This is a genomic window from Streptomyces beigongshangae (assembly GCF_019710745.1).
GTDB lineage: Bacteria > Actinomycetota > Actinomycetes > Streptomycetales > Streptomycetaceae > Streptomyces > Streptomyces beigongshangae.
Genome location: NZ_JAHKJW010000015.1, coordinates 126,560 through 148,568 on the forward strand (window position 1 = coordinate 126,560; position 22,009 = coordinate 148,568).

General features: G+C 71.7%; 21 protein-coding genes. 13 read left to right on the forward strand and 8 right to left on the reverse strand.

The genetic code is table 11. From position 1 onward, the window contains the following. The first annotated feature begins 268 nt into the window (after positions 1 to 268). A complete protein-coding gene (locus KM933_RS14355) occupies positions 269 to 2,638 on the forward strand; it encodes a ricin-type beta-trefoil lectin domain protein (RefSeq protein ID WP_430727315.1) in 2,370 nt (789 codons plus the stop codon). Positions 2,639 to 2,767: 129 nt separating this feature from the next. Here the strand turns inward: KM933_RS14355 and KM933_RS14360 are convergent, their stop codons facing one another. Beyond that, positions 2,768 to 3,016, reverse strand: coding sequence for a hypothetical protein (locus KM933_RS14360; RefSeq protein WP_221352024.1), 249 nt, complete (start codon positions 3,014 to 3,016; stop codon positions 2,768 to 2,770). A gap of 346 nt (positions 3,017 to 3,362) precedes the next feature. On the opposite strand from KM933_RS14360, the gene KM933_RS14365 reads away from it, so the two are divergent. Next, positions 3,363 to 4,133: an alpha/beta fold hydrolase gene (locus tag KM933_RS14365; RefSeq protein ID WP_308013386.1), complete on the forward strand. Its 771-nt coding sequence runs from the start codon at positions 3,363 to 3,365 to the stop codon at positions 4,131 to 4,133. On the opposite strand, the gene KM933_RS14370 is transcribed toward KM933_RS14365, so the two are convergent. Next, positions 4,123 to 4,338, reverse strand: a complete 216-nt coding sequence (locus tag KM933_RS14370) for a hypothetical protein (protein WP_221352026.1) — start codon at positions 4,336 to 4,338, stop codon at positions 4,123 to 4,125. The two genes, KM933_RS14365 and KM933_RS14370, sit on opposite strands and share 11 nt — an antisense overlap. Before the next feature lie 102 nt (positions 4,339 to 4,440). After that, positions 4,441 to 5,280: an SDR family oxidoreductase gene (locus KM933_RS14375; RefSeq protein WP_221352028.1), complete on the reverse strand. Its 840-nt coding sequence runs from the start codon at positions 5,278 to 5,280 to the stop codon at positions 4,441 to 4,443. A gap of 101 nt (positions 5,281 to 5,381) precedes the next feature. Between KM933_RS14375 and KM933_RS14380 the strand changes: the two genes are divergently transcribed. The 3 genes from KM933_RS14380 to KM933_RS14390 all read left to right on the forward strand — a co-directional run bounded on the left by KM933_RS14380 (position 5,382) and on the right by KM933_RS14390 (position 9,591). Then, complete coding sequence (locus KM933_RS14380) at positions 5,382 to 6,275, forward strand: helix-turn-helix transcriptional regulator (protein WP_221352030.1); 894 nt, start codon at positions 5,382 to 5,384, stop codon at positions 6,273 to 6,275. Between the two features lie 42 nt (positions 6,276 to 6,317). Next, complete coding sequence (locus KM933_RS14385; RefSeq protein WP_260333527.1) at positions 6,318 to 6,809, forward strand: nuclear transport factor 2 family protein; 492 nt, start codon at positions 6,318 to 6,320, stop codon at positions 6,807 to 6,809. Positions 6,810 to 6,900: 91 nt separating this feature from the next. Then, positions 6,901 to 9,591 carry an AAA family ATPase gene (locus tag KM933_RS14390; protein ID WP_221352032.1) on the forward strand — a complete coding sequence of 897 codons (2,691 nt, stop codon included), beginning with the start codon at positions 6,901 to 6,903 and terminating at the stop codon, positions 9,589 to 9,591. Between the two features lie 34 nt (positions 9,592 to 9,625). Here KM933_RS14390 and KM933_RS14395 read toward each other — a convergent pair whose 3' ends face one another. From KM933_RS14395 to KM933_RS14415, 5 genes are all read right to left on the reverse strand, one after another. Continuing rightward, complete coding sequence (locus KM933_RS14395; protein ID WP_308013387.1) at positions 9,626 to 10,303, reverse strand: helix-turn-helix transcriptional regulator; 678 nt, start codon at positions 10,301 to 10,303, stop codon at positions 9,626 to 9,628. 367 nt (positions 10,304 to 10,670) lie between these two features. Continuing rightward, the gene (locus tag KM933_RS14400; protein WP_221352036.1) at positions 10,671 to 12,095 is read right to left on the reverse strand and encodes an RICIN domain-containing protein; all 1,425 of its coding nucleotides are present in this window, start codon (positions 12,093 to 12,095) and stop codon (positions 10,671 to 10,673) included. 165 nt (positions 12,096 to 12,260) lie between these two features. Then, positions 12,261 to 13,118 carry a bis(hydroxyethyl) terephthalate hydrolase gene (bdeA, locus tag KM933_RS14405; protein WP_430727316.1) on the reverse strand — a complete coding sequence of 286 codons (858 nt, stop codon included), beginning with the start codon at positions 13,116 to 13,118 and terminating at the stop codon, positions 12,261 to 12,263. Between the two features lie 576 nt (positions 13,119 to 13,694). Next, positions 13,695 to 14,303 (reverse strand): AfsR/SARP family transcriptional regulator, encoded by a 609-nt coding sequence (locus KM933_RS14410; protein WP_308013388.1) that lies wholly within the window; start codon positions 14,301 to 14,303, stop codon positions 13,695 to 13,697. Positions 14,304 to 14,598: 295 nt separating this feature from the next. After that, positions 14,599 to 14,748, reverse strand: coding sequence for a hypothetical protein (locus KM933_RS14415; protein WP_260333528.1), 150 nt, complete (start codon positions 14,746 to 14,748; stop codon positions 14,599 to 14,601). Between the two features lie 247 nt (positions 14,749 to 14,995). On the opposite strand from KM933_RS14415, the gene KM933_RS14420 reads away from it, so the two are divergent. Genes KM933_RS14420 through KM933_RS14455 form a run of 8 tightly spaced genes read left to right on the forward strand, consistent with a single transcriptional unit; the run spans position 14,996 to position 21,999 of the window. After that, complete coding sequence (locus KM933_RS14420; RefSeq protein WP_221352044.1) at positions 14,996 to 15,580, forward strand: Pvc16 family protein; 585 nt, start codon at positions 14,996 to 14,998, stop codon at positions 15,578 to 15,580. After that, positions 15,577 to 16,305: a carboxypeptidase regulatory-like domain-containing protein gene (locus KM933_RS14425; RefSeq protein WP_221352046.1), complete on the forward strand. Its 729-nt coding sequence runs from the start codon at positions 15,577 to 15,579 to the stop codon at positions 16,303 to 16,305. Before KM933_RS14420 ends, KM933_RS14425 begins: the two co-directional genes overlap by 4 nt. 11 nt (positions 16,306 to 16,316) lie before the next feature. Then, complete coding sequence (locus tag KM933_RS14430) at positions 16,317 to 18,626, forward strand: phage tail sheath C-terminal domain-containing protein (protein ID WP_221352048.1); 2,310 nt, start codon at positions 16,317 to 16,319, stop codon at positions 18,624 to 18,626. 42 nt (positions 18,627 to 18,668) lie between these two features. After that, the gene (locus tag KM933_RS14435; protein WP_221352050.1) at positions 18,669 to 19,124 is read left to right on the forward strand and encodes a phage tail protein; all 456 of its coding nucleotides are present in this window, start codon (positions 18,669 to 18,671) and stop codon (positions 19,122 to 19,124) included. Position 19,125: 1 nt separating this feature from the next. Continuing rightward, positions 19,126 to 20,625, forward strand: a complete 1,500-nt coding sequence (locus KM933_RS14440; RefSeq protein WP_221352053.1) for a phage tail sheath family protein — start codon at positions 19,126 to 19,128, stop codon at positions 20,623 to 20,625. Continuing rightward, positions 20,622 to 21,140 (forward strand): phage tail protein, encoded by a 519-nt coding sequence (locus tag KM933_RS14445; RefSeq protein ID WP_221352055.1) that lies wholly within the window; start codon positions 20,622 to 20,624, stop codon positions 21,138 to 21,140. The genes KM933_RS14440 and KM933_RS14445 overlap by 4 nt, the downstream gene beginning before the upstream one ends. A 5-nt stretch (positions 21,141 to 21,145) precedes the next feature. After that, positions 21,146 to 21,331, forward strand: a complete 186-nt coding sequence (locus KM933_RS14450; RefSeq protein ID WP_260333529.1) for a putative phage tail protein — start codon at positions 21,146 to 21,148, stop codon at positions 21,329 to 21,331. Continuing rightward, a complete protein-coding gene (locus KM933_RS14455; RefSeq protein WP_221352060.1) occupies positions 21,328 to 21,999 on the forward strand; it encodes a CIS tube protein in 672 nt (223 codons plus the stop codon). The genes KM933_RS14450 and KM933_RS14455 overlap by 4 nt, the downstream gene beginning before the upstream one ends. Positions 22,000 to 22,009: the final 10 nt, after the last annotated feature.

Consider the following 22,009-nt stretch of genomic DNA (forward strand, 5'->3'; position numbering starts at 1 on the left):
CCGGCCGACCGGCGTCACGCGCTCGTCGGCACGCCTTTTTCCACGGCGAGGACAGAGTATGGACGGCTTGAAGGAAAGTCCCTACTCTGTCCGTCGCGGCGGCACGAAACCTCACACGTCCCGTTCGCCACTCTCCGTATCCGGTGCGACGGCGCGCACCGGCAGCGGTGGATCCCCCCTACTCGTCCATCTGCGTTTCCCGTGCCGCGGGGAGCGAACAGGAGGTCACGTGTATCCACGGCTGTCATCCGTCCGGCTCGGCAGACGCCTGGCCGCAACGCTCGTCACTTCGCTCCTGGCACTCGGGCTGTCCGCCCCCGCGGGCACGGCCGCCGCTCCGGCGGCCCCGTCCGCCGCCGCCCTTCCCCCGCAGGAGCCGGGCGTCACCCTGCGCGTCTTCGACGTGCAGGTACCGCTGGACAAACTGTGCGATCTCAAGCCCGGACAGACGCCGAACATCGACAAACTGATGCCGGTGATCGACTGGTCCTCCGACGCGGACTTCGGCCTCGGCGCCAACTTCGTGTCGCAGACGATCGCCAACCTCGACGTCCCCACCGCCGGGAGCCACACCTTCCGGCTCACCAGCGACGACGGCTCCCGGCTGTACATCGACGACAAGCTCGTCATCAGCCATGACGGGCTGCACGGTGCCGACCCCAAGGACGGCACGGTGGACCTGACAGCCGGGTACCACTCGATCCGCATCGACCACTTCGAGAGGGACGGCGGCCAGCAGGTCACCCTCGCCTGGAAGCCCCCGTCCGCCTCCGGCTTCACCGTGGTGCCCAACTCGGTGCTGAGCACGGACGCCGACGTCGTCCGGGTCACGGCCCCCGGACGCAAGGAATGCGAACTGGCCGGCGACTCGCCGGGGGACGGGCTGCCGCTGACCGGCGTGCACCCGAACTACACCCTGACCAACCTGCGGCCCAGCGGTTTCGAGCCGCAGGTCTCCGCCATGGACTGGCTTCCCGACGGCAGGCTCGCCGTGGCCACCTGGGGCGGCTCGGAGAAGACGACCGGCGAGGTCTACCTGCTGAGCAATGTCACCGGCAGCACCGGACCGGACAAGGTGACGTTCAAGAAGGTGGCTTCCGGTCTCAGGGAGCCGATGGGCATCAAGTACGTGGAAGGCAAGCTGTACGTGTCGCAGAAGCATGAGCTGACCGAGCTCAACGACACCAACGGCGACGAGGTCACCGACACCTACCGGCGGGTCGCCACCTGGCCCTACGGCGGCAACTTCCACGAATTCGCCTTCGGCCTGCTGTACAAGGACGGGTTCTTCTACCTGAACCTGTCCGTGTCCATCAACTACGGCGGCGCGACGACGAATCCGCAGCCCGCACCGAACCGCGGCACCACGATAAAGGTCAACCGGGCGACCGGGGCGGTCAGTTACGTCGCCGGCGGTCTGCGCACCCCCAACGGCATCGGCTGGGGCCCGGACGGCGACATCTTCGTCACCGACAACCAGGGCGGCTGGCTGCCCTCGTCGAAGCTGGTCCAGGTCAAGCAGGACCGCTTCTTCAACCACTACACCAACCCCGCGGGTCCCTTCGACTCCCGGCAGGTGACCAAGCCGGTCCTGTGGCTCCCGCAGAACGAGATCGCCAACTCGCCCAGCACACCCCTGCAGGTGAAGGACGGGCCCTTCGCCGGCCAGATGCTCTTCGGTGACGTGACCTACGGCGGTATCCAGCGCGGGTACCTGGAGAAGGTCAACGGTGAGTACCAGGGCGCGGTGTTCCGCATGACCCAGGGTCTGGAGGCCGGCGTCAACCGCATCAGCATCGGCCCCGACGGCGCGATCTACGCCGGCGGACTCGGCGCGGACGGCAACTGGGGCCAGGAGGGCAAGCTCAAGCACGGCCTGCAGAAGCTGACACCGAACGGCACCGGCGCCTTCGACATCCGCGAGATGCGCGCCGTCACCGGCGGCTTCGCGATCGAGTACACCCAGCCCGTGTCGGCCGGTACCGCCGCCGACCTGGCCGCCCGCTACAAGGCCAAGCAGTGGCGCTACGTCCCCCGCGCCGACTACGGCGGCCCCAAGGTCGACGAGGAGACCCTCACCGTCCAGTCGGCCACCCTCTCCGCCGACCGCAAGACGGTCACCCTGGCCGTTCCCGGTCTCAAGCCCAACCGGGTGGTCCACGTCCGCTCGGCCCGCCCCTTCAGCTCCACCGACGGCAAGTCGCTCTGGAGCACCGAGGCCTGGTACACCATGAACCAGCTTCCCGGCACACCGTCCCGCGCCGGGGAGGTGAAGGGCCTCAACGGCAAGTGCCTGGACGTGGACAACTCCAACACGGCCGACGGTACGAAGGTCCAGGTGTGGACGTGCAACAGCACCGCCGCCCAGGAGTGGAACCTGCTCGGCACCGGCGCCGTGCGGGCCCTCGGCAAATGCCTGGACATCGACAACGCGGGCTCGGCCGACGGTACGAAGGTGCAGCTCTACACCTGCAACGGCACCGCGGCCCAGGTCTGGCAGCCCCAGTCCGACGGCACCCTGCGCAACCCGCAGTCCGGCAAGTGCCTCGACGTGGTCGGCGGCGCATCGAACGACGGCACGGCCGTCCACCTGTGGACCTGCCACGCCCAGCAGAGCCAGAAGTGGCTCGTTCCGTAGGAGTCCCACCGGGAGGTGACCGTTCCACCGGGACGTGACCGTTCCACGGCGCCGAGGGCCTGAGAGGACCGGGCCTTCGGCGCACCGCGACACCCTGCCACGGAATCGGGAACCGCCGCAGGAACCGACTCAGGCGCCGAGATGCGCCACCGTGCTGTCCAGCCGGGCGGACAGCTCCTCCAGATCGTTCCGGGACGGTGCGCCGGGCCCGAGCCGGCCGACGAGATCCTCACGGGAGGCGACCTCCAGGGCTCCCTTGTACTGATCGGTACCGAGCGCCGACCTGGGAACGACCTCGGCCGCACCGAGTACGACGACCAGTACGGGTTCCTCGGCGTCCGAGCCGAGCAGGGCCTCCACGTGCTCAGGCGTGATCATGTCGTACGTCCCTTCCGGAAGGAGGTGCGGAGCGGCGGCCCGGCCCCGGCGCGGCGACCGGGCCCGTACGCAGCAGCCACCGGGGTGCCTGCCACGGGAACCGGAGTGCCTCGCCGGGGGCGGTTGAAACCCGCCCCGCCCATGGCGCCCCGGTGTCCGGCCGGCCCCTCGCGTGACCGTGGACACGATGAACACGATGATTGGAACGTTCCGGCACGGTGACTCGTCCGGGGCACGGTGCAAGGAACGGCTGAACGGAGGGAACAGGTCATGCGGGCCGCCTTCCGGAACGTCCTGAACCCCTGGCGGCGGAGGCGGGGACGGGTCCGCCCCTGCTCCGCTCGGCGTGGCTGAGCGGGCCGCGCGGCCGGCGGTCCGGCACGGAGGGCGCGTCGCGGGCCTGTACACCCGGCGCTTCGGTCCCTGGCCCCCGGACGGAGCCGTGGTCGTCATGGTCCACGGACTGGGTCTGTCGGGACGCTATTTCACCCCTCTCGCCCGGTCGCTGGCGGCCGCGGGACGCACCGTGCTGGTGCCCGACCTGCCGGGGAACGTACGCTCCCGGCGGGCCGTCCGGCGCGTCCCCGGCATCGACGGCACGGCGGAAGCGCTGCTGCGCTGGCAGAGCGCGGCGCCGATCGGCCCCTGTGTCCTGGTGGCCAACTCGGTCGGCTGCCAGGTGACCGCGGCGCTCGCCGCGGACAACCCGCACCTGGTGGAGCGGATGGTGTTCATCGGCCCCGCGCTCGACGCGACGCAGTTGTCGCCGGCCCGGCAGCTGCTGCGCCTGCTGGCCGACGCGCCGGAGGAGCCGCCGTCCCTCCTCGCCGTGGCCGCCGCGGACTACCTGATCACCGGAGCGGTCCGGTTCCTCGCGGAGTTCCACCACGCGCGACAGGACGCGTCGGGCCCGTTCGCCGCACGCCTGCGCCGGATCGAGGCGCCGACCCTGGTGCTGAGGGGGGCGAACGACCGCCTGGCCCCTCAGGCCTGGACCGAGCGGGTGGCCGCCGACCTGCCGCGCGGCAGGCTCGCCGTGGTGCCCGGCGCGGCCCATGCGGTGCACTTCAGCCGACCCGGCGTCACCGCCCGGCGGATTCTGGAGTTCATGCGATGAGGGGCCGCCCGTTCAGCAGGGTACCGACGGCGACGTCCGCCGCCTGGCCGGCGCGGACGGCGTCGTCGGTGAGCATGCGGGTGAGGTCCACGGGCCAGGTGCGGTTGACGGTGACGATGTTCTCGGCGTAGCGGTGCAGGGCGCCGCTCGCCTGCGAGCGCTGCACGAAGGAAGGACCGACGGCCGCGCGGTGATCCTCCCGCACGGGTGAACACCTGCGTGCCGGCACCCGGTTCGCGGAAGGGAGGGACCGGGCCGGCCGCGGGACGCCCACGGCATACCGCGGTGGACGTCCCGCACGCCGTTGTCAGCCGAGCTCGGTGGGCACGACCGTCAGCTCGGCGATGTTGACCCGGGCCGGCACCGCCACCGAGTACGTGATGGCGTCGGCCACGTCCTCCGCGGTGATGGTCGTGATGGCCGACCGCATCTTCTCCAGCCCGGCCCGCGTGGCCTCGTGCGCCATGCCGGCGCCGAGTTCCGTGACGGCGAAGGCCGGGTCGACCGACCGCACCCGTACACCGCGGGGGCCGAGGGAGGCGCGCAGGTTGCGGGTCAGCTGGGTGACCGCCGCCTTGGTCGCGCCGTAGACCGGGTAGTCGGCGAAGATCACCTCCGCCGCGATCGAGCCGAGGTGCACCAGGTCCGCGGCGCGTCCCGCCTCGGCCGCGTCGAGCAGGTCCGTGATGAAGACCCGGCCGGTCATCAGCAGGCCCCGCAGGTTCACGTCGATCATCTGGTCCCACTCGGCCGTGTCCGCCTCCTCGAAGGGCGCTCCGAGCATGGCCCCCGCGTTGGCGACCACCAGGTCGGGCCGTCCCAGGGCGGCGCGGACCGCCGACGCGGCGGCGGTCAGCGCCGCCGGGTCGGTGACATCGACCGGCACCGGCAGGACTTCGGCGGAGTGCTCCTTCCGCAGGGTGGCGGCGAGGTCGTCCAGCGGACCGGACCGCCGGCCGAGCAGGGCGACCGCCGCTCCCGCGGCGGCGAACCGCTGTGCCGTCGCGGCGCCGATCCCGGCGCCTGCTCCGGTGATCACCGCGACCCGGCCGTTCAGCAGGTTCGCGGGCACATCGGCGACGGACAGGGGGGAGGTGTGCGAGGGGGAAGTATGCGAGGTGGAGGTGTGCGAAACGTCGTATGTCATGGCACCGAGCATGTCCGGTGGGGCGGAGGCCGGCCAGGACGGCCTTGTCCTGGGTGTGCCACACCCAGGTAGCCGCTCACGGGGGCGCCTACCGTTGCGGTATGGACAAGGACAACCTCTTGGGTGAATTCCTCCGTGCGCGGCGGGAGAGTACGAGTCCGGACCGGGCCGGACTGCTCTGGTCGGGCCGGCGCAGGACACCGGGTCTGCGCCGGGAGGAGGTCGCCCAGTCGGCGGGAGTCAGCACCGACTACTACGCCCGGCTGGAACAGGGGAGGGAGAAGCACCCCTCCGCACAGGTGGTGCACGCCCTGGCCCGCACCCTCGGACTGGACCCCGAGGAGACGGCGCACCTGCACGGGCTGGCGCGAACCCCCCGTGGCCCGGTCCGGCGGGGCGGCGGCCGGTCCGTCAGCCCGGGTCTGCTGCGCCTGATGGACGGCTGGCTGCACACACCCGCGCTGGTCCTCGACCGCCGGCTCGATGTACTGGCCGGCAACCACCTCGGACGGGCCCTCTTCGCCGGAATGCTGGAACAGGGCGAGACCAACCTGGTCCGGTTCATCTTCCTGCACCCGGCCGCCCGGGACTTCTACCCCGAATGGGAACGGGTCGCCAGGTCCGGGCTCGCGGCCCTGCGCGCGGGCAGCGGCGACCTGGTGGACGATCGCCGGCTCACCGAACTGGTCGGCGAACTGTCGCTGAAGAGCCCGGAGTTCCGCGATCTGTGGGCCCGGCACGATGTACGGGGCAAGGCTCACGAGGCCAAGACCTTCAACCACCCGCAGGTCGGCGAACTGACCCTGACCTACGACTCGTTCACCGTCGACAGCGCGCCGGGCCAGCAGCTCGTCGTGTACCAGGCCGAGCCGGACAGCCCCTCCCAGCAGGCTCTCGCGCTGCTCGGCACCGTGGCCGCCGACCTGCCCGCCCTGCCGCCCGAGCCGCTCGGCGACTCCCCGCAGGAGCACCGGCGGACGGATGGGTGGGTGTGACAGGCCCTGCCTGAGTCCCGCTCACGGCTCTAGCGTCGAGTCATGAACGAGGAACAAGTGACCAGCGAGGAACAAGTGATAGCGGACCTGCACCACCGGTGGGTGTTCGGATGGGAGCGCAACGAGGGGGACCCGCCGTTCGACTTCCGGCGCACCTTCGGCGGGTTCTACGACTTCGGCTCCACGGACGTCCGCCTCTACGACGACTTCGACCCCGCGCAGCGTGTGGCGGGAACGGCCGCCGAGTACGGCTCGATCTGGGAACCCGGCTTCCGCAGGATGACCACCGCGCACCATGCCGTCGACGACGGCCCGCACGTCGTCACCGACCACGACCTGGCCGCGTCCACCCTGGTGTTCGTGGCCCGGATCACCACGCCCGACGCCGTCACGGACATCCGCACCACGACGTCGCTGGTCTGGCGCCGGACACCGGCCGGCTGGCGGATCGTCCGCGAACACAACTCGACCAGGGTGCTGCCCGCGGGGGAGCTCGACGGAGTGCTGCCGGCGCACGGGACTCCGGCGCACTGACGAGCCGGTACGCCCCGACCTGCCGGCAGCCCCGGGAAGGCCGTCCGGGCCTGCCGGTTTCCCCGTCCGCCGATCAACTAGGGTGTTCCTCATGGTGGCATGGTCGGCTCGATCCGCCGGTCTTCTCGGCAGGCTCGGCGAGAAGCGCCGCATCGACGAGCTGACCGGCGGGGCGGCCTCGGGACAGGGCGGCGCGCTGACCCTCCTGGGCGAGGCGGGCATCGGCAAGAGCGCGTTGCTGGCCCATGCGGCCCATGCGGCGCCGGCGTTCCGGGCCATTCGCGCCTGCGGCTCGGAATTCGAGCAGCAGATGCCGTACTCCGGACTGCATCAGCTGTGTGTACCGGTGCTGGAACACCTGGACGGTCTGCCGCAACGGCACAGCGAGGCCCTGCGGGTGGCCTTCGGTCTGGTCGAGGGGACACCCGATTCGTTCCAGATCGGCCTGGCGGCCCTGGGGCTGCTGACGGCCGCGGCGCAGGAACGGCCGCTGCTGTGCCTGATCGACGACGCGCACTGGCTGGACGGTGCGTCGTTGCAGGTCATGCTCTTCCTCGCCCGCCGGGTCGGAAGCGACGCGATCGCGATGCTGTTCGCGGCCCGGCCGGGGTACCGGGCGGGTGAGCTCGACGAGCTGCCGAGGCTGGTCGTGCGGGGCCTGAACGACGAGGACGCGAGGGTGCTGCTGGCGACGCGCAGCGCGTTCCCGCTGGACGACCAGGTGCGCGACCGGTTGATCGCGGAGGCCCAGGGGAGCCCGCTGGCGCTGCTGGAGCTGCCACGGGCCGGGGGCTTCCTGCCGCCGGACGCGTCCTCCGTACCGACCCGTATCGAGCGCGGTTTCCAGGCCAGGCTGACGGACCTGTCCGCGGCGGCCCGGCTCCTGCTGACCGTCGCCGGTGCCGATCCGACCGGCGACCCCGGCCTGCTCTGGGCGGCCGCGCGCGATCTCGGCCTCGACCTGGCCCTGGCCGGTGAGGAAGCGGCCACGACGGGGCTGGTCGAATTCGGCCACCGCATCCGGTTCTGCCACCCGCTCGCGCGATCGGCGGTGTACCGGGCCGCCCCGGCCGCCGAACGCCGCACCGCGCACGCCGCGCTGGCCGGGGCCACCGACGCGCGGGTGGCGCCGGACCGGCGGGTCTGGCACCGCGCCCAGGCCGCGGCCGGCCCTGACGACGACGTCGCCGCCGAACTGGAGCGCTGCGCGTCACGGGCGCGGGCACGTGGCGGCGTGGCCGCGGCGGCAGCGTTCCTCGAACGCTCGGTGGCGCTGTCACTGCACCCCGGGCGCCGGATCGAACGGACCCTGGCGGCGGCGCAGGCCCACTTCGACGCCGGGACGACGGACACGGTGGGGGACCTGCTGGCGACGCTGGAGACCACCGCGCTGGACGAGTACCAGCTCGCCCGGGTCGATCTCCTGCGGGGCCGGACGGCGTTCACCCAGGAACGCGACGACGGCCCGATGCTCATGACGCGCGCCGCGCAACGGCTGTCCGCCCTGGATCCGGAGCAGGCACGCGACTCCTTCCTGGACGCCCTCGACATGAGCCTGGTGGTCGGCCGGGGCGGCGGTGTCATCCGCGAGGTGGTGGCCGTGGCCCGGTCCGCGGCGCCGCCCTCCGACTCACCCGACCTGCTGGACGCGCTGATCGAACTCGTCACCAACGGCTCCTCGACCGCGGCTCCGCTTCTCCGCCGGACCCTGCACGGCGACGACGAGCCGCTGTGGGTACGGCGGCCGGCCCTCGCGACCATGATCGCCATCGAGCTGTGGGATCCGGAGACCCACACCGTCATCGCCGACCGGCTGCTGAAGGAGGGCCGCGCCTCGGGCTCCCCGCTGGTGCTCCGGCTCGGTCTGGCACAGAAGGCCGTCGACGCCGTCATGACCGGCGACATCGGTCAGGCGATCGCCGCCACGGCCGAGGAGGCGGCCATCGCCGACGCGGTCGGCCTGCCTCCTCTCGTCTACCACCGGTTGCACCTGGCCGCACAGCGCGGCCGGCGTGAGGAGTTCCTCGAACTGGCCCACGCGGCCGGGAACGCCCCGCGGCGCACGGGACGGGTGACGAACCTGCACGCGACGGCGGCCACCCTGTACAACGGACTCGCCGACCACCCGGCCGCGCTGGCGGCGGCCCGCAGGGCCACCGAGCACGACGACATCTTCCTCACCGGATCAGCCCTGCCGGAACTCATCGAGGCGGCCGTCCACTGCAACGACCACGCTGCCGCGGTGGAGGCGCTGGCGTCGCTGACCGAGCGCACCGAGGCCAGCGGAGCCACCGCGGGCCGGGGCATCGCCGCCTGTGCGCGAGGGCTCGTGACCGGTGTCGAGCACCACTTCGCGGAAGCCGTCGAACTCCTCGCCGAAAGCCGTCTGGTTCCGTACCTGGGCCGGGCGCACCTGTCGTACGGGCAGTGGCTGCGCCGCAGGGGCCGCCGCCGCGACTGCCGCCGGCACCTGCACACCGCCCACGAACTGCTGTCCGGGGCCGGCAACGAGGGATTCACCCGGCAGGCCGCCGAAGGGCTGCGCGCCACCGGGGAGAAGGTCCGCTCCCGCTCCGAACAGCCCTACGAGAAACTCACCATGCAGGAAGTCGCCGTCGCCCGCCTGGTCGCCGCCGGCGCCACCTCCAACGAAGTGGCCGGCCAGCTCTTCATCAGCAAGCGCACCGTCGACGCGCATCTGCGCAGCATCTTCCGCAAGCTGGAGCTGACCTCGCGACGGCAGCTCAAGGACCATCCCGACCTGCTCGTCCACGACCGGTAGTCCGGGCGGGCAGCCGCCGGCCGTCCTCCGTGGATCACGAGATGTATCCCTCGCGCATCGCGTAGGCCACGGCGTGCGCGCGATTGCGCAGGTTCATCCGTGTGGTGAGTCCCTGCATGATGCTCTTGATGGTCCGTTCCGAGTAGGAGAGCTTCCCGGCGATCTCGTTCGTGTCCATTCCCTCCGATATCAGCCGGAGGACGTCGATCTCGCGAGGGGTGAGATAACCGCTCCGAGCGGCGGGACCGACCGCCGCTCCCGGACGCAACACCTTGACCTGGCTCATCAGCCGGCTCAGCAGATCGGAGGGCAGGTCGCCCTCGCCGTGGAAGGCCGCGGTCACCGCCCGCAGCAGTCGGCTGCCGGTGGCCTCGTGCCGCCAGACGATGGCGCCGACACCGCTCTCGATGACGTCCAGCAACTCGGCCTCACGGATGAGACCGATCACCAGGACGGGGCGCAGGCCCTCGCTGCGGACCATTCTGCGCAACTGTGACAGCAGTGCCTGGTCGATCGATTCGGCGAGCAGTACGGCGACGCCGTCGCCGTGCGGGGCGGCTTCGCCGACGAGGTCGACCTCCGGGTACCGGCGGAGATGGGCGACCGTTCCTTCCCGCAGGATCGGATCCGGGGCGTGGACGACCACGGGAATCCTTCTCCGCTCCTCCGCCGGGCTCCGCTCCTCCACCGGGGCGGAGTGACCTTCCTTCACGGCCTCTCCGTCCCCGCCGACCGGACCGGGCAGTCCGCCCGGCGGGCCCGGGGGAGAGCGCCCGGGAGGCCGCGGGGGGAACATCCGGATCCTGCGGTGCCCGCGTCGTCGGACGCGGGCACGGTCCTGCGGTGTCTCATGGTGGTTCTCCGTCGCTGATCTCAGGATGCCGTGCGGCGGGAGGCCGCGTGGACCCGCATGAGGTCATGTCCGCGGTGACTCCCGGCACTTCGAATATCCCCCGTCCCACCTGGGACGGCGTCGGCAACGGTTGCCTATTTCGCGTGCTCGACCCGCGCAGGCCGGGTAGGCACCGCCCGGCTCCTGCCGACCGGCGCCCGCCGCGGTGCTCCGCGGGGAACGGTGCTCAGCCGTCGCCGGGGTGGACGATCTGCCACTCCTGGTCGTCGGTGGTGGAGCAGTCGTAGATCGTCAGCTTCGCCTCGTCGACACCGGTGCTGAAGCCCGAGACGTCGAGGCACTTGTTGTTGCTCGCGAGGTTGCGGATCCAGTGGCCGCCGCTCCTCTGCTCGGCGAGCCACCACAGCTGGTTGTCGGCGGTCGTACCGTCACAGGTGAACTCCACGACGGGCGTCCTGACGGGCTTCGCGCCGTAGCCGTCCAGGTCCATGCAGAGCCGGTCCCTGACGTTGCGGATCTGGAAGAGGGCGGTGCCACCGGGTCCCCCTTCCGGATCCGTCACCTCCAGGTTCCAGAGCTGGTTGTCGGCGGTGCCCTCGTCGCAGGTGTACTGCTGGACCCGTCCGGTCTTCCGGCCGCCGCCCTCGCCGGGGAGATCGGCGCACCGCTTGGTGGTCAGGTTGCGGAGGAGGACGTTGCTCGCGGGCAGTACGCTCTCGGGCTTCTCCTCGGCCGGCGGTGACGGTGCCGGCGCGCCGCCGCCGCCCCCGCCCTCGTCCGCCGGCGCGGATTCGGCCGGCTCCACCTCCGGCTTCGGTGCCGGCGGCTTCACCACCGGGGCCTGCGACACCGAGGGGACGGGTGCCAGTGTGCTGATGCCGGCCTCGTCGAACTTCTCCTTCGCATCGCTGCGGACCTTGGGCTGATAGGCGATCCACAGCATCACGAAGGTGATCGCGAGCGCCATGAGGACACCGAGGAAGGTGGCCGGCCAGCGCGGCAGGAAACCCCGCTGCACATAGGTGCCCTGGACATCGAGCGGCGCGACCCCCGAGCGCTGCACGGCGAGGGTGTACGGCCGCTCCTCCTTGGACCCGAACCAGATGACGCCCGGCGGCTTCAGCACGGTCTTCACGAACGCGGCGCGGCCCGGCTCGATCTGCACGTTGCCCGGACGGATGTCGTAGGACAGCTCACCGCCGTTGTCACTGCCGCCGACCGAGGCGGTGACCTTCGTGTTGCCGAGGTTGTCGACGGCCAGCGTCGGCCGCCCCCGCAACCGCCCCTTGACCGTCGGCGGCACCAGTTCCGCCCGCAGCTCCGTGAAGGGGGTGATGGTCAGGTTGCCCTCCGGGACGGTGACCGCCTCCGGATGCTCGGTCGGCGTGATCCGGACCGCGTACGGATTCGCCCCCGCCGTGGCGTCCGGCGTGCGCGGCGGCGCGAACGTCAGGTCGACCGAGCCCGTCGTCCCCGGGTACAGCCGGAGCGTCGGCGGCTCCACCGTCGTCCAGGGCGCGACATCGCCCACGGGCTCGAAACGGTACTCGTCCACCACGTCGCCGGTGTTGCGAAGACGCAGGCGCACGGTGGTACTGCCACCGGGGTCCACCGTCGTCGACGCCGGCTCCAAAGAAGTCCAAAGGCTCACGTCGGAAGGCTACGGAAGCGTCACCGCACCTGTCGCCGGATCAGGTGCACGGCCGGCCGCCCGCAGGGGACGGGGCGGCTGCCCCGCCGTACGGCCGGTCAGGACGTGGGGGCAGGACCTGTCCGCCGGCCCGGTGGACGGGCCGGCGGACAGGGCGTGACGGGCTCAGCCGGTGTGCGGGCAGTTGCCGCGGTACTCCTCGATGGTGGTGCTCGCCGGAGGCAGCGGGCACAGGAACTGCTCGTAGCGGGTGTCGTTGTCGATGAACCGCTTCAGCCAGGAGACGCTGTACTTCGCGACCGTGGTGTTCGACGAGGTCGGGGCGGAGTGCGAGGCGCCGTTCAGTTCCAGGTAGGCGCGGTTCAGGGTGGACGGCAGACTGGTGTAGAAGGGCTCCGCGTGCGAGGAGACCGGGGCGACCGTGTCACCGTCCGCTCCGACGACCAGGGTGGGTGTCCTGACCTCCGGCCAGGTCTTGTCCGTGTTCCACGGGGTGAGCGGGATCGAGGCCTGGAGCGACGGCCGGTCCTTGGTCGCTTCGAGCGAGCCGCCGCCACCCATGGAGTGCCCCATGACGCCGAGCCGGGTGCTGTCGATCCGGGTACGGACGCTGCTGGTGTTCGTCAAGTAGTCCAGGGCCGCGAGCAGTTGGTCGCCCCGGCTGGCCGGCTGGTCGAGGGTGCTGAGGGTGTCGATGGTGATCACGACGAAGCCCTGGGAGGCCAGCCGGGGACCCAGCCACGAGACCGACGACTGGGAGGCGGTGAACCCGGGCGAGACGGCCACCGCCCCGAACGTGCCGTCGCTGGTGCTGGTCGGGTAGTAGACGGTGCCGCCGCCGAAGCCGCTGACGCTGGACCGGGACACGGTCGTCTGCGAGACGGCGTACGGGCCCCGCGCGGCCTCGATGCTGGCGTTGGTCGGCGCCGGGCCACGTTCGTAGGGGTTCTCCGCGGCGTCCGCGACACCGGTGAAGGACGTGGTCAGACCGACGAGGGCGGCGGCCGTGGCCAGCAGCGACACGAGCCGGCTGCGCGTCCCGCGGCGGCGCGGCGCGCTCGCCCCCCGTGCGGGGAGCCCGGGGGCGGGGGAGGAACGGGGAGCGGGGACGGGTGTGGGGGATGCTTGCACGAACGGTCCTTTCACCAGGTTCCGTGGGTGGCACGGGAGCGGTGGCTCCGGCGGTGCGTGTCCTGCTCATGGCCGGCCGGGCGGGTCCGTGGCTGGTCGAGCCCCGGATCGCCCGGCCGTACCCGACGCGGGTCGAAGGACGTGGTGTCACCTCACGGAAGCAACGAGGATGTCTCGGATGTCGCATGGGCGGTGCGCGGTGCTGTGTGCGAAACGGCCCCGACGGCACGACATACGACCGGGCCGTGGGGACCCGTGCCTTTTGGAGCAGCAACACCATAGGGCCACTCCGGCTCTGCGTCACCGGCGACAACACGGGTTTCGCCGACGGATCCGCCGCGACCCGGCCGGTGTGTCACGCAGGTGACCGGTGAGCCGTCCGGTGGCGAACACCTGGACCGCCATGGGACAGCTGTGCCGGCCGCGACCCGTCCGACCGCGACCCGTCCGGCCGGACGGAGGCCGGGCTCAGGTCCCGGAGGGCTGAAGTCTCGGCCGCCCGTCGTGTTCGGCGCGGGCCGGCAGGAGGGCCCTCAGCGAGGCGGAGGGTTCCAGTCCCAATTCCTCCCGCAGGGTGCGGCGGCAATTCTCGTACTGGCGCAGGGCCGCGCCTCTGTTGCCGGCCGCCAGATGCGCTTCCATCAGTACGCGATGAGCGCTTTCCCGCAAGGGTTCGGTACGCACGGCGGTGAGTCCGGCGGCGACGGCTTCACCGTGTCGTTGTGCTGCGGTGAGTCGCTCCGTCATCGCTTCCAGGGCATAAAGCCGGAGCTGATGGTATTGCTCCTGCTCAATCAGTATCCAGTCGTTTTCCGGCCACTCGGGCAGCAAATCCGCCGACAGGTCCGCCAGGGTCCGCATGGTGAGGATGTCGTCGCACGGGCGTGAGTTGTCGAGCAGTCTGTGTGCGTGTGCGACGGCCTTGTGCAGGTCGACGCTGATGTCCTTGGAGATGGCCAGCTCGTGCGAGGAGGCGTCGATGATGGGGTGGCCCGTGCGGGCCGCCCGCCAGAGGGACGACCTCAGATTTGCGTTGGCGCGTGGTGTGGTGACGTTCGGCCAGAGCGTCCCGGCCACGTAGGAACGGGATCGCGGCATGTCCTGCAGGGCAAGGAATGCGAGAAGTCGTTGAGTGCTGGAGCAAACTGGAATACGAGTATGATTAACCGTTAATGCGAATCCCTTGAGCAGCCTCAGGGTGGTCAGTTGATGTTGTCCGTTCATCGACGCCCCCGGTACCGATGTCGGCTTCGGTGATCTTCGGTGTGGCCCCAGAGGTTCCTGATGCCATGTTACGAGCAAGTGGTGATCGTAGGCTCGACTATTAACGTGACAGGCGTCAAAAAGGAATCACCGGGGCGTCGCGAAAACGTCACCCGTCGCCTTCCTCCAGCTCGTCGAGCCAGGTCCGCACCGCTGCGAGGGCGTCGGCGGCCCTGCTCACCGCCGAGGGCGGTTCCTGCTGCCCGTCGACGCTCTGGACGATGCGTGCGCGAAAGCCGTCCTCCCTGCCGCTTTCCATCCATACCCGGAGTATCAGGACGCCGGACCGCGTTGAGGGGGTCTCCATGAGCGACCGAGTGTCCCCCGCCGCTGTCACTCCGGCGTCGCCGATCCGTGTCCGATGACGTCGTCGCGGCCCGGGAGGACGCCCGCGCGGACGCGGCGGTGACGCCGGAGTGACGGACGGGTCGCGGGCGGATCACAACGGGTTCCGCATCCTCGTCGGTGCAGGTCGTCAGTACGCGCCGGGCCGAGGGGGGCTTCGCATGGGTGACTTCGGTGTGATCGCCGATGTCTCGTCAGTTGTCGTGAGCGCGCTGACGCGGTCCCTGAGCGACCTGGGCCAGGGCCGGATGGAACCGCCGCGAGCGGAACTGCACGACCTGTCCGAGGCGGTGCAGACCTCACCCCCGAAACTCACCGTGTTCCTCTACGAGATCGCCGAGGACCCCGCCTCGCGCAACCGGCCCCCGGTGCGCTCCCAGCCGCCCGACCCGCCGACCACCCGCCGGCCGCCGATGGCCCTGCTGCTGCGGTACCTGATCACCCCCTGGGGCGGCGACCAGGAGACCCAGCACCGGATGCTCGGGCGTGCGCTGCAGACCTTCTACGACGACGCGATCCTGGACGGCGCGCAGCTGTCCGGAAGCCTGGCCGGCGGCGTCGACTCGCTGCACGTGACCCTGACACCGCTGACGCTCGATCAGAAGTCCTGGGTCTGGTACGCGATCCAGAAGCCCTACCGGCTCTCGCTGAACTACGAGATCCGCGTCGTCGACCTGGACTCGGCGGTCGAGACGCCGGTGCGTCCGGTGCGGAGCCGGATCATCGAGGGGACGGCGACGCCGTGAGTCCCTTCCTGCCTCTCGCCCGGTCGGCGCTCTACAGCCCCGTCTGGCTGGTGCCGTACGACGACTTCGCCCGCAGGGTGCGCTCCGCGGGGGTGGAGGTCCGCCTCGAACGGTCCGACGACGAGGGCGGCTGGGTGCCGCTGGACGACAGGGCGGTGCGCACCCCCAGCGGGGCCCTCGCCTTCCCGGGACTCGGCAGGCGGGCGGAGCCCTGGACGGCCCGGCCCGAGCGCCACCGGGTCCGGTTCACGGCCGCCGGATACCGGCCGCTGTACCCGGCCGACGGGCAGCCCTTCTCGGCCGGTCTCACCGCTGTCGAGTTCCTCGTGCACCCGTACGACGACACCCGCCCGCCGTCCGCGGAGGCATCCCCGCGCCTGGTCCGGCTGCTGCCGGGAGTCGCCTTCCCCTATCCGCCGCACGTGCGCACGGTTCACGGCGCCGTGCTCGACGCGACCACCGGGACCCCCGTCGCGAACGCGCTCGTCGAGGCCGAAGGGCGTACGGGACAGGGCCTGACGACATGGCACGAACGCACCCTCTCCGAGACCACGGGCGTGTTCCGGCTCGCCCTGCGCTGGGAGGGGGAGAAGGCCGCAGAGGAAGCCGTCGAGGAGACATTCCGGCTGCGGGCCACCGAACGGCCGGGCCGCGCGGGGTCGCTGACCGTGCGTCTGCCCCGGGACGCCGAGCACCCGCACGTCATCGAGATCCGTGAGCAGTGAAGGAGCCGTCCATGGCCGAGTACCTGAGCCCCGGGGTCTACATCGAGGAGATCGATGCCGGGCCGCGGCCGATCGCGGGCGTGAGCACGAGCACCGCCGGCATGGTCGGGGTGACCGCCCGGGGCCCGTACACCGGTAAGCCCAAACTCGTCACCAACTTCCTGGAGTTCCAGACGGTCTTCGGCGGCTTCCTGCCCGAGCCGGACGCGGGCGTACGCGACGCGTGGGTCGACAACCCGTCCGAAGGCGGCCGCTGGTGGCTGTTCCCGCTGGCGGTCAAGGGCTTCTTCGACAACGGCGGCCAGCGGCTCTACGTCAAGCGGGTCGTCGGCGCGGACGCACGCCCCGCCTCCGGCGAACTGGTCCAGGGGCAGGTGAGCCCCGTCGTGTCCGACGCCGCCCCCGGGGCGACCAGCCTCCAGGTCGGACACCTGGTCGGCTTCTCCGGGGTCGGGCAGGAGATCAGGGTCTTCCGCGGGGACGGCGAGGAGATCGGCGCGGCGGTGGTCGCCGGCTACGACAGGACCGCCCGCCGGATCGAGTTGCAGGCGGAACTGCCTGCCGAGGTGAGGACGGCCCGCGGGGACTACGTACAGCTGGGGGACCGGGGGGCCGAGCAGACACTGCGGCTGTCCGCGGTGAGCCCCGGCGCGTGGAGCGGCGGCGTCCGGGTCCGTGTCCAGCCGATGGTCGGCGCGGCGCTTCCGGTACTGCCGGATCCGGACGAGGGCGCGCTGTTCGTCACCCGCCTGGTCGCGGACGCGCCCGCGGACAGCGGAACCGTCGAGGTGGCCGCGGTGAACGGGCTGGACCCCGACGAACTGCCCGCCGGGGCACCGGTGACGGTGCAGATCGGCCCCCGCCGGTTCGGGGTCCAGGTGGGCCGGCCGGCCGACGGCAGGGTGACGCTGACCTTCCCGGCGGGCACGACCCACGCGAGGTGGGAGACCGGACTCACGGTGCGCCGGGTGCGCCGGGCCACCACGGCCGGCAGCACCACGGCGGACAACACCCCGGCCGACGGCCCCGCGGCCGGCCGCACCCTGCGCGTCGGTGGTGCGAGCAGGCTGTACGAGGGTGCCGTCGTCCAGACCGACGACGGCACCGCCCTGACCGTGCTGACCGTCCGGTCGGTCGTGGACGACCTCGTCACCTTCGACCAGGACGTACCCGGAACGCTCTTCGAGACCGACCGGATCCATCTGGTCGAGGTCCAGGTGGACACCCGGTTCACGGACCCGGGCGGAGCCGCGGTCACCGAGACGTTCCCCAACCTCCGGCTCACCGGCGACCATCCGTCCAGCCTGGTGAACGCCCTGGCGAGCCGGTCGCAGCTGGTGCGGGCCACGGCGCCGCCCGGTGTGCTCCCCGACCCCGCGAAGTTCCCGGTGCCCGCGACCGGTTCCTGGCTGACGCTCGCCGGCGGCGACGACGCGTACGACAGCCTCAGCGTCGCGGACTTCGTCGGGACGGACGGCGGCAGCGGCAGGCGCACCGGGATCGTCGCACTGGAGGACATCGACGAGGTGGCCGTCTGCGCGGTGCCCGGCATGTGGTCGGGCACCGTCGAATCGGCGCTGGTCACCCACTGCGAACTGCTCAAGGACCGGTTCGCGATCCTCGATCCGCGCGACGGCCTGGACATCGAGGGCGTCCGGGCGTTCCGCGAGTCGTTCGACACCAGGTACGCGGCGCTCTACCACCCGTGGCTCGTCACCCGGGACCCGTCCAGCGGCCGTGACGTCGAGGTGCCGCCCTCCGGGCACATGGCCGGGATCTACGCCCGGGTGGACGTGGAGCGGGGGGTGCACAAGGCACCGGCCAACGTGGTCGTCCGCGGCGTCCGGCAGACCGACGGCTTCGCCCAGGACATCACCAAACGCCACCAGGACCTGCTCAACCCGCAGGGCATCAACGCACTGCGGTTCTTCCCCGGCCTCGGCCACCGGGTGTGGGGCGCGCGGACCCTGTCCTCGGACAGCTCGTGGAAGTACGTCAACGTCCGGCGGCTCTTCCTCTTCCTGGAGGAGTCGATCGACGAGGGCACCCAGTGGGTCGTCTTCGAGCCGAACGACGAGTCGCTGTGGGCCCTGGTCCGTCAGACGGTCACCAACTTCCTCACCACGGTCTGGCGCAGCGGCGCGCTCGCCGGAACCACCGCCGACGAGGCGTTCTTCGTCGCCTGCGACCGCAGCACGATGACCGAGGACGACCTGGCCAACGGCCGGCTCATCTGTGTCGTCGGCGTCGCGCCGGTCTTCCCGGCGGAATTCGTGATCTTCAGGATCCAGCAGACGACCCGTGAGACCCAGCTCGCCTGAACGTCCGACCGGGCCCGGGCGCCCGACTGAGGAGAGACCACCATGCCACCCGTGACCAGGGAAGATCCATACGCTTCCTACAACTTCCAGATCATCGTGACCAACGTCAGCGACGACGGCGTCGCGGTGAGCGGCTCCTTCACCGAGATGAGCGGTCTGGAGCTGGAGATCCCGCCGATCGAGTACCGCACCGGCAGCGAGGACATCACCGTCCGCAAGATCCCGGGACTGAAGAAGTTCACCAACCTCACCTTCAAACGCGGCATCACCGGCCACGTCGGCTTCTGGAACTGGGTGGTCGAGGCGCTCAACGGCAAGGTGCGGCGCACCTCCGGCTCCATCGTGCTGTTCGACGAGAACCGCCAGGAGGCCATGCGCTGGAACTTCGACCGGGGCTGGCCGACCAAGTACACCGGCCCCACGCTCAGCGCGACCAAGAACGAGATCGCCATGGAGACGCTCGTCCTGGCGGTCGAGAAGCTGGAGATCGACGTCTGACATGGCCGGCGAAGCGCTTCCCGGCGTATCCCTGACACTCGCGCCGCCCGGTTCCGGCGCGGAGCCGCTGCGCACGGACGTGGCGGCGTTCCTCGGCAGGTTCCGTCGTGGCCCGGTCGGCGGTCCGGTGCGGGTGGAGAGCTGGAACGACGTCGTGGACACCTTCGGACCGCCACCGCCGGAGGGCGCCTTCGCCACCCCGTACGCACTGCGCGGGTTCTTCGAGAACGGCGGCCGCACGGCCTGGGTGCTGCGGGTGTCCGGTCCCGCCGCCACCGCCCGGACCCGGTGGACCGTCGGGGACATCGCCGGATTCGGGGCCACGGGCTACCGGGTGACGGCCACCAGCCCGGGCAGCTGGGCCAACGGCATGCGGGTCGCCGTCCGTCACCAGGCCAGCACCGTCGCCGGACCGCCCGGGGTGAGCCTGCGCGTCACGGTCCCCGGCGAGGCGCCCGAGACCTTCTCCGGCCTGCCCCCGGCCGCCCTCGACGACGGGCTGGGCGCGTCCCGTTACCTCCGGCTGGTGCCCGACGGGCGGCCGCCGTCCCCCGGCCGGCCCGGCCCGCTCTCGACGTCCTGGGACCTGACGCTCGCGGGCGGCACCGACACCCCGCCGGCGCGACAGGAGTACACGGACGCCGTCACCGCGCAGTGCGACCTGCCGGAACCGGCTCTGGTGGCGCTGCCCGACCTGGGCACGGACCTGACCGGCGGCGCGCACACCGACGTCGTCCGGGAACTGCTGACGGCCGTGTCCCCGCTCCTCGACCGGCTCGTCGTCCTGGACGTCCCGCCCGGGAAGGCGTCCGCCGACGCCGCGCTGGAGTGGGTGCGGTCGCTGACCGGCACCGGCGACGACGCGCTGCTGGGCTGCGCGGCCGTGTACCATCCCGCGCTGCGGATCCCCGACGGGCCGGCCCTGCGCACCGTCCCGGCCTCGGGGCACGTCCTGGGCGTGATCGCCCGGCTCGACACCGAACGCGGAGCGCACCACACCCCCGCGAACGCCGTGGTCCTGGAGGCCGTCGACCTCGCCGCCGAACTCCCCGACCCCCAGCAGGTCCGGCTGTTCGAGGCGGGCGTCGACCTGATCCGGTGCACCCGGGGCCGGGGCCTGACGGTGTGGGGCGGGCGCACCCTGTCCGCCGGCCCCCGTACCCGCCACATCGCGCACCGCAGACTGCTGCACCTCCTGGTGCGCGCGGTCCGGCGGGTGACGGGACCGCTCGTCTTCGACGTCAACTCGCCCGAACTGCGGCTGACCCTCGTCCGCGCGATCACCTCCGTGCTCCTGTCCGCCTTCCGGGCGGGCGCGCTCGCAGGCTCCCGGCCCGAGCAGGCGTTCCGGGTGGTGTGCGACGACACGAACAACCCGCCGGAACAGGACCCGGGACAACTGGTCTGCGAGGTCGAGGTGGCCCCCGCCGTCCCCATGGAGTTCATCCGGCTGCGCCTCGTGCTCGGCCAGGACCGCGGCCTGGAGGTGATCGAGGCATGAGCCAGGACCCGCTGCCGAAGTACCGCTTCCTCGTGACGCTGGACCCCGGCGACGCGTACCTGCCCTCCGCGCAGGCCCTGCTGCTGCCCCTGGTCGCCGCCGGGGCCTTCCAGGAGGTCGCCGGCCTCGGCGCGCAGCTGGAGGTGACGAGCTATCCGGAGGGCGGCCGCAACGACTCCGTCCACCAGCTCCCGCTGCGCCACTCCTGGAACCGGATCACCCTCAAACGTGGGGTGCTGCGCGATCCGGGCCTGTGGGCCTGGTACCAGGCCGGGCTCGCCGACTCCCTCGGCGCCCGTCGCGACGGCGCGGTGATCGTGCTCGCCCCGGACGGGACACCCGCGGCGGCCTGGGCGTTCCACGGCGGGCTCGCCGCGAAGTGGAGCGGCCCCGACCTGCACGCCGAACAGAACGCGATCGCCGTCGAGTCGCTGGAGATCGCACACGAGGGACTGACCAAGGTCCTGCAGGACACCGCGGCGAACGGCCTGCCGCGACCGAGCCAAGGGAGGTGACCGGCGTGCCGAAGGTGACCATTCACCACCTCGAAGTCCGGTACCAGGTGGAGGGCGACGACGCCGCCGTGTTCACCCGGCTGTTCAACAAGCACATCCGGGCCTGGGCGAAACTGTACGAGGACGAGTGCGCCCGAGCCCGGCACACCGAGGCCGAACGCCGCTTCGGCGACGGGGAGGGCCCGCTGTGAGCGTGACGCCCGTCTCCTTCGCCCGTCAGGGCGCCGCCCGGGCCCGCCTGGAGATCGTCCGGCCGGTCATCGCCGACGAGCGGCGGCGGCGCATCCCGCTGCGGTTCAACCCCACCGACTACAAGCTCAGCAAGAGCAACACCTTCGCCGAGGTCACCATCCCCGGCCTGGAGACACCGCCGCTGCAGTACGTGCGCGGCGGCACCGAGACCCTCACCGTCCAGGCGCTGGTCGACACCTCCGACACCCTGGAGAACGTACGCACCGCCTACGTCGCCGCCCTGCGCGACCTGCTGCGGCCCGACAGCCGCGAACACGCCCCGCCCGTCGTGCGGTTCGTGTGGGACGAGGAGGTCTTCACCGGCGTCGTCGAGAAACTGGACGTCAACTACCAGCTGTTCCGCCCGGACGGCGTGCCGCTGCGGGCCGTGCTGGACCTCTCCCTGAAGGAGTTCCGCCCCGCCGCCGTGCAGGCCGCCGAGACACCCCGCTCCTCGCCCACGGTGGAGAAGAGCTACGTGGTGCGCCGCGGCGACACCCTCAGCTCCATCTCCTCCGCCCTGTACCGGCGCCCCGACGCCTGGCGCGAACTGGCGCGCGCCAACGGGATCGACGACCCACGGGACCTGCGGCCGGGCCGGGTGCTGACCGTGCCCCGGCTGCCGTGAGGGGGCCGCG